Genomic DNA, 6,194 nt, shown 5'->3' on the forward strand with positions numbered 1-6,194 from the left:
TTCACTTCCAGACTCCCCAGATTCGCTTCTGGATCTTCTCGATGGCCTGCAGACCGAAGTCGCGTTGCGCCTCAAAGGACTGCGTGCTCAACCACTGTCTGACGGTCAGACTCCGCGAGCCGGTGATTTCTTGTTGAACCGATGAATAGAACCCGCTCAGCCGCTTATGCAGCGCCTGATCCAATTGAATGACGTTTTCGGTGTTGTGGATGGCCTCGGGTCCGAACCTGTCCACGTTGCCCGGCGTCTGCTCGACAATGTGGTGCCACTGCATCCCGTCTTCCGCCGAGCCAAGGGCTCGTTTAAGGCCGCTGAATGACCTCCAGGATCGAGGCCTCCCGGGATTGCTGCTCGTCCCAGCTCCGTTCCGAGCCACCATCGTAATCGCCGTGGAGGGAAGCGAGACGACGACCGTGCCGCCTGCGATGGCCACCGCGCTCACCTGCCCTACGTTGGCCAGCGTGATTCCTACGTGAGTTGCGCCCGCCACTGCGGCTTCTGGATAGCCGGGCATTCTCGATAGCTGCGATGCCAGCGACGCCGCGCCTCCGGTCAGCCCCTGACTCACCACGGCTGTAACCGCGAGCACGAAGATGCGCGCGACCTCAGGCCCAACACGGTTCGCGAAGCGCTGTCCTGCCTGATCCAACTCCGCTGCGGAGGTCGCCTTCTCCGTGGCCTGCTTCAGCTCCCGGCTTGCTTCGACCACGACCAGGAATGATTCCACCCCCAGGTAGATCAGAAGGAGCGCGGAGATGGTCGCGGCTGCCTTGGTGAAGACAGGCTCTGGATTGGCGGCAAGTACAGCCCACGTCACGAGCCCCGTCGCGATGACGGTGTAGAAGACCTGTGGCGCCAACGTGTCTTCCACTGCCCGGGCGATGCTCGCCTTCAGGGGGCCTAGTGAAAGGCCTAAGGCAACACCCAGTTTGTCCACATCGCTCAGAGTGGAAACATCGGCGAGAAGTGAGAGGCAATCGTCGCGCTCTTGGGTGGTGCGGCAGATGCCTCCAAAGCCCTTGCGCATCAGGCTTCGCCAGCTCGCGTCCGGTGTGCCGCCCGGATGGGCGGCACGTACCAACCACGGTTGCCGCTCTGAGCGAAGTGCGAGCGGAAACTCAAGGACCCAGGTGGAGAGTGCTTCCTCGAATGCGCCGGTCCCTACCACCACCGGCCTGGCAGGGGCGTGCGGCACGTACTCAATGGAGCGACCTTCCCCCGTGTCCAAGCGGATCCCAGGGCGGCTCGCGCACGCGCTGAGAAGCGCCAGAACAACGACCGATACCACCAGCCGCTTCGCCATGTAGAGCAGATGGAACATCTGCTCAGAGACTCGTCGGCTGCGGCACTTCATCCTTGCGCGACGGAGCCGGCGTCTCATCCTGGGCCACGACCGAGTTCAGGACCCAGGAATAGCCATATCCAGCCCCGAGCAGCCGGTACGTCGCGCGCTTGCCGCAGCCCACGACGCCCGTGGTGACGCGGTCCAGCTTCGTCGCCTGGAGGTCCTGCTTGGCACAGCCCAGGTCGAACTCCGCGTGGACCCTCACGTCGGGAATCCAGGAGCACTGGCCCACCACGCAGCGCAGTTCGTAGACGCCCTCCGTGTTGCAGCCGATCATCTGGTACTGGTTCTCACCCAGATACTGCGGCGTCAGCTCCACGTCGCACTTCAAATCCTTGGCGGCGATCTTCTCCAGGTTCGCGTAGCGCTTCGCGTTGATGGACGGCCCCATCTGGGAGAAGTCCACCTTGGAGTTGCGCCGGCGCCCGCCGCAGCCAGACACCAGCAACGCCACTCCCACGCCCACCAACGACAGTCGAATGAGGTTCATGGGCGCCCATCTAACACGCCTTGCCCGCTCAGGCCTCAGGGCGCGGACGTTTCCTCGCCCCCGGACAGCAGGTCCGAAAGCAACATCTGCTCTTCACTCGGCGACAGGTCGAAGTGGCGCGCGGCCTCGGTGATGATTTCGACCAGGGGAGTCCGCGGCTCCTCGGTCCTCCGCACCGCGATCCTGCGCGCAGCGCTGCGCAGCGCCTCTCCCCTGGGTCGAAGACTTTCACGCATGGCGCAAACCTCCCTCCCTCCACGGTTCGGATGCAGTCCCCCAGAAGCAAGGGCGGCAGGGAGCAGGCGCTCTCCGTCAGCCTCCGCCCACGGGAAGCGGGCGGCTCGCAGGGCGGCGCGTTCCTTCCTCCTGCCTCGCGAGCACTTCAGCTTTGGAGACGGACCCCACTCCAAGGAACGAGGCATCAGCCATGGCAGCGCAAGACATTCCCGGCTCCGGACAGCAGGTAAAGAGCCCCACGCAGCGCACGACGGCCGTCCCGCTCGACGAGCGCCGCCGCATGCGCCACGAATCCCGCACGTCACAGACCTACAAGGCCTTCCTCAAATACCTGTGTGACGTAGGCAAGATCCCGAACGAGCAGGCCGCGGAGAACGCCGCCATCTCCGTGCTGTGCGTGCTGGAGCAGCGCCTCGTCGGCGAGGAGGACAACGACCTGGAGGCCCAGCTGCCCATGAAGCTGCGCGAGCTCATGGTCCGGTGCGACCGCCACGAGGCCGGGCCGCCGCCCAAGAAGTTCGGCCGCGCCGAAATGCTGGCCATGGTGGCCGAGGACCTGGACATGGAGCCCGACGACACCGAGCCCATCATCCGCGCCGTCTTCAGCGCCATCCAGGCGCAGATCTCCAGCGGAGAGAGCGACGACATCGCCGGAGAGCTGCCGCCGGACATCCGCGACCTGTGGGCACGCCCCGCCTGACGCACGATCAAGACGTCGCGGAGACCACCGTGCCCTGCGCCAGGGCGCACAGCGTCTCCACGCCGTCCTTCACGGCGAACACTTCGCACTGACACACGGCCTGCCGCTTGCCGGCGGCCTTCGCCTGGGCCCGCGCGATGAGCAGCGAGCCCACGGCGGGCTTCAGGTAGTTGATCTTGTACTCGGAGGTCAGCGCGTTGCCGCCCAGCGCCAGGCCCCCGGCGAACGTGATGGCGTTGTCCGCGAGGTAGCTGAGCACGCCCCCGTGGACGAAGCCGTGCTGCTGCTTCAGATGGTCCACGATGGGCAGCCGCAGCTCCGCGCTCCCAGGCCCGGAGCTGGCGAGCTGCGCGCCAATGAACTGGCTGAAGGGCTGTGACGCGAACACCTGACGCGCGAACTCCTGGGGATCGTCCATCCCTGGAATCTATTCGCGGAACAGGGCGGGCCACCACCGGACGCGGCAGTAGGTGAAGGGCTTCTCCACGTCCATCCACCGGGAGCTCAGCACATTCACCACCGTCCCGTCACCGCCCATGCTGATCTTGCCGCAGCCTTCCTGGGCATCCATTGCCGGCAGGACCACCTTGCCGCAGGACTCGCCAGAGGCCGCGATGAGCCGCGCTTCATGCTGACAGCCCTGATTCCCGGCGGTCACCTGGCTCCATCGGAGGTAGCCCTTGCCACCGGGAAGCAGCTCGAACCGGCGGCCGTCCCCGCCGTCCAGCCATGAGGGCAGCGGGCTGGATGCGGCCTGCAGGCCCTCGAAAGCGGCCACCCACTTCTTGCCGAACGTGTTCTCGACCCCCAGCACCAGGCCGCCTTGCAGCAAGGGCGCGAACGTGTAGCGGGACTCGACGTCCGGGGCCTGCTCCAGGGTCAGCGCCAGGAACGGGGTGCCGGGCTGGCCAGAGCTGTCCACCCAGACGCCCTCCACCGAGACCGCACCCTCCGCCGGCGCCCCGGCGGAGAGGAGCAGGGCGTGGCCCTCCGTGTTCACGCCCAGCGCGCTGACAGGGCCATTGAGCAGCGACGCCACCGACAGGCTCCAGCGAAGCTCGCCCGTCGCGCCGTACGCGTGGAGCGTTCCATCCGCGAGCACCTCATGCATTCCCCCCGCCGGGTTCACCGCGCTGTGCAGGGAGACGCTCGGCGGACGTGGGTGCTGGATGATTCGCCGCTGGGAGATGTCGAGGAACGTCACCCAGGTGAAATCCCAAACATCCCGGGCGTGCCCCAGGAAGCCCTGGGGCTGGCCGTTCAAATCCATGCGATACGCCTCGTCGATGGAACCCTCCCAGTCGTAGGTGGTCACGGAGGGCAGCACGGCGAAGTACATCCGTGTGGAGATCGCGTTGTCGGTGAGCATGATGATGTCGCCCCGGCCATCCGCCGCCGCCCCCTGACACGTGCCATCCGTGGGAGTCGTCCTCTCCCAATACCTCCAGGTCGCGAGGACCGCCGGAGAGGGCTGCGGGAGGCGCTCGCATGCCGAAGGCCCGGGGTCGGGCGGCGGCGGCGGGGGTTCGTTCTCCACGGGCTGCTCGGGCGGGATCACCGGGTCCGCCGGCTCCTCCGTGACCGCGCCTCCCCCGGCAGGCCCTTCGTCCACCGCCGGCTCCGGAGCGACGACCTCCGGCGCGCCCTCGCCCCGCGCGTCCGAAGTGCCGCAGCCCGTGCCCAACCCGCCGAGGAGAAGCCCCACCCCGACCACCCACCGCCTCGTGTTCCACGCCATTGCACCGACCCCTTCAACCTCAACAGGTTGACTGAGAGTGCAGGTAGGAACAGGGCTCACCTAAAACCAGTGAGCGGAGTACTTCATGGCAATGATTGTCGTTTGCCTGACGGGCCGCGGGCCCTACCCCTCCGCCGGAGCCGGCGCGTTCACCGGTTCGGGCGGCTCCACGGGCGGCCGGGTGATGAGCTGATCCAGCGTGGGCCGCTTCGGCTTTTCGAATGGAGCCAGCTTCACCGGCTTGCCCGTGCGCGCGGACTCCTGCAGCGCGACGATGACGCGCACGTCCGCCAGGCCTTCGACTCCGTTGGGCTCCGGATCCCGGTCCTCCAGGATGCACTGCGAGAAGTAGACGAGCTCCGGCGCGAACTGGTCGCTGTTCTTGAACGTCCGCGTCTCCGTCTCACCGCCCACCGTCAGCTCGTGCTGGATGTCCGTGCCGTAGCCGAAGCCGTGCTTCACCAGCAGATCCCCTTCCGTGCCCACCAGCCGGTAGGCCGACACCGCGGCGGCTTCGTGGCTGATGGCGAACTGCGCCACCCTCCCGTTCGGAAACCGCATCAGCGCGAACGCGGACGCGTCCACGCCGTGGAAGCGCCCGTCCCTGCCGCCTCCCGTGAACGCGAACACCTCGCGCGGTTCGTCGCGGAACAGGTAGCGCGCGGCGTTGATGGGATACGGCCCTTCGTCCAGCAGCGCTCCTCCGCCCACGTCCACGCGCGTGCGGATGTCCCCCTGGCGCGTCTGCTGCGTCAGCGTGCCCGTGAACACCAGCGGGTCTCCCAGCCGCCCGGAGCGCACCAGCTCGATGGCGCGGAGGTTCGCCTCTTCGAAGTGGAGCCGGTACGCGACCATCAGCTTCACGTCGTTCTCGTTCGTGGCGCGGATCATCGCCTCGCAGTCCTCCACCGACGTCGCCATCGGCTTCTCGCAGAGGACGTGCACGCCCACACGCGCCGCGCGCTCCGTGAAGGACCGGTGCATCGTGTTGGGCAACACGATGTAGGCCGCGTCCGCCTTCGAGTCGCGCAGCAGCTGCTCGAAGTCCTCGTAGCCCCCCACGTGCTCCACGCCGTACTTCTCCTGGAGCGCGGTCCGCTTCTCCTGGTCCGAGGAGACGATGGCCACCAGCTCGGAGTTCTCCTCCGCGTGCTGGAACGCCGGGAGGATGGCCACCTGCGTGAGGTTGCCCGCCCCCACCACCGCGTACCGCACCCGCCTGGATGTCCCCTGCGCCATCGTGCACCTCTCCCGTGATGAGGCCTTACGCTGGTGACGCGCCAGGCCAGCCCGCAAGCCGCGCCCGGCCCTCCGGTGCAGGGGCAGCCAGCCGGGCACCCAGGCTTTCGCGGGGCCCCGTTCCGGCCTATGCCCTGCCCCATGCCCTTCAAGAAGATGCTCGCCCGCCTTGGGATTGGCAGCGCGCGCGTGGACACCCGGCTGGAGCACGACACCGTTCGCGCGGGTGGCGACCTGCGCGGGCTCGTCCACGTCCAGGGCGGCCACACGCCCCAGCGCATCGACCGCATCGACCTGCACCTGATGGCGCAGTACCTCCAGCGCGACAACGACCGCCGCAGCGCGCTCAACGCCGTCGTGCGCACCTTCCGCGTCTCCACCCCCTTCACCCTCCAGCCCCGCGAGGAGCGCGAGCTCCCCTTCTCGCTGCGCATCCCCACCCACA

Annotated in this window: 8 protein-coding genes; 2 read left to right on the plus strand and 6 right to left on the minus strand. The window is 67.5% G+C overall.

Annotated features, from left to right (window positions below):
- Position 1 precedes the first annotated feature (1 nt).
- From D7X55_RS08845 to D7X55_RS08855, 3 genes are read right to left on the minus strand one after another with little or no spacing between them, the layout of a single operon-like run.
- Entirely contained in the window at positions 2 to 1,321 is a 1,320-nt protein-coding gene (locus D7X55_RS08845) for a hypothetical protein (protein WP_306437716.1), read from the minus strand.
- Between the two features lie 4 nt (positions 1,322 to 1,325).
- Positions 1,326 to 1,835: a hypothetical protein gene (locus D7X55_RS08850; protein ID WP_121722804.1), complete on the minus strand. Its 510-nt coding sequence runs from the start codon at positions 1,833 to 1,835 to the stop codon at positions 1,326 to 1,328.
- Positions 1,836 to 1,870: 35 nt separating this feature from the next.
- Entirely contained in the window at positions 1,871 to 2,071 is a 201-nt protein-coding gene (locus D7X55_RS08855; RefSeq protein WP_121722805.1) for a hypothetical protein, read from the minus strand.
- 191 nt (positions 2,072 to 2,262) lie between these two features.
- Between D7X55_RS08855 and D7X55_RS08860 the strand changes: the two genes are divergently transcribed.
- Positions 2,263 to 2,772 carry a DUF2267 domain-containing protein gene (locus D7X55_RS08860; RefSeq protein ID WP_121722806.1) on the plus strand — a complete coding sequence of 170 codons (510 nt, stop codon included), beginning with the start codon at positions 2,263 to 2,265 and terminating at the stop codon, positions 2,770 to 2,772.
- A gap of 7 nt (positions 2,773 to 2,779) precedes the next feature.
- Here D7X55_RS08860 and D7X55_RS08865 read toward each other — a convergent pair whose 3' ends face one another.
- The 3 genes from D7X55_RS08865 to D7X55_RS08875 form a co-directional block, all read right to left on the minus strand.
- Positions 2,780 to 3,190, minus strand: a complete 411-nt coding sequence (locus tag D7X55_RS08865) for a PaaI family thioesterase (protein WP_121722807.1) — start codon at positions 3,188 to 3,190, stop codon at positions 2,780 to 2,782.
- A gap of 9 nt (positions 3,191 to 3,199) precedes the next feature.
- The gene (locus tag D7X55_RS08870; RefSeq protein WP_158626343.1) at positions 3,200 to 4,477 is read right to left on the minus strand and encodes a hypothetical protein; all 1,278 of its coding nucleotides are present in this window, start codon (positions 4,475 to 4,477) and stop codon (positions 3,200 to 3,202) included.
- 156 nt (positions 4,478 to 4,633) lie between these two features.
- Entirely contained in the window at positions 4,634 to 5,749 is a 1,116-nt protein-coding gene (locus D7X55_RS08875; protein ID WP_121722809.1) for a Gfo/Idh/MocA family protein, read from the minus strand.
- 141 nt (positions 5,750 to 5,890) lie between these two features.
- On the opposite strand from D7X55_RS08875, the gene D7X55_RS08880 reads away from it, so the two are divergent.
- The coding region (locus D7X55_RS08880; protein WP_158626344.1) for a sporulation protein at positions 5,891 to 6,194 on the plus strand (304 nt) is incomplete at its 3' end.

Origin of the sequence: Corallococcus sp. AB049A (genome assembly GCF_003668885.1) — a bacterium.
Classification (GTDB): Bacteria; Myxococcota; Myxococcia; order Myxococcales; family Myxococcaceae; genus Corallococcus; species Corallococcus interemptor.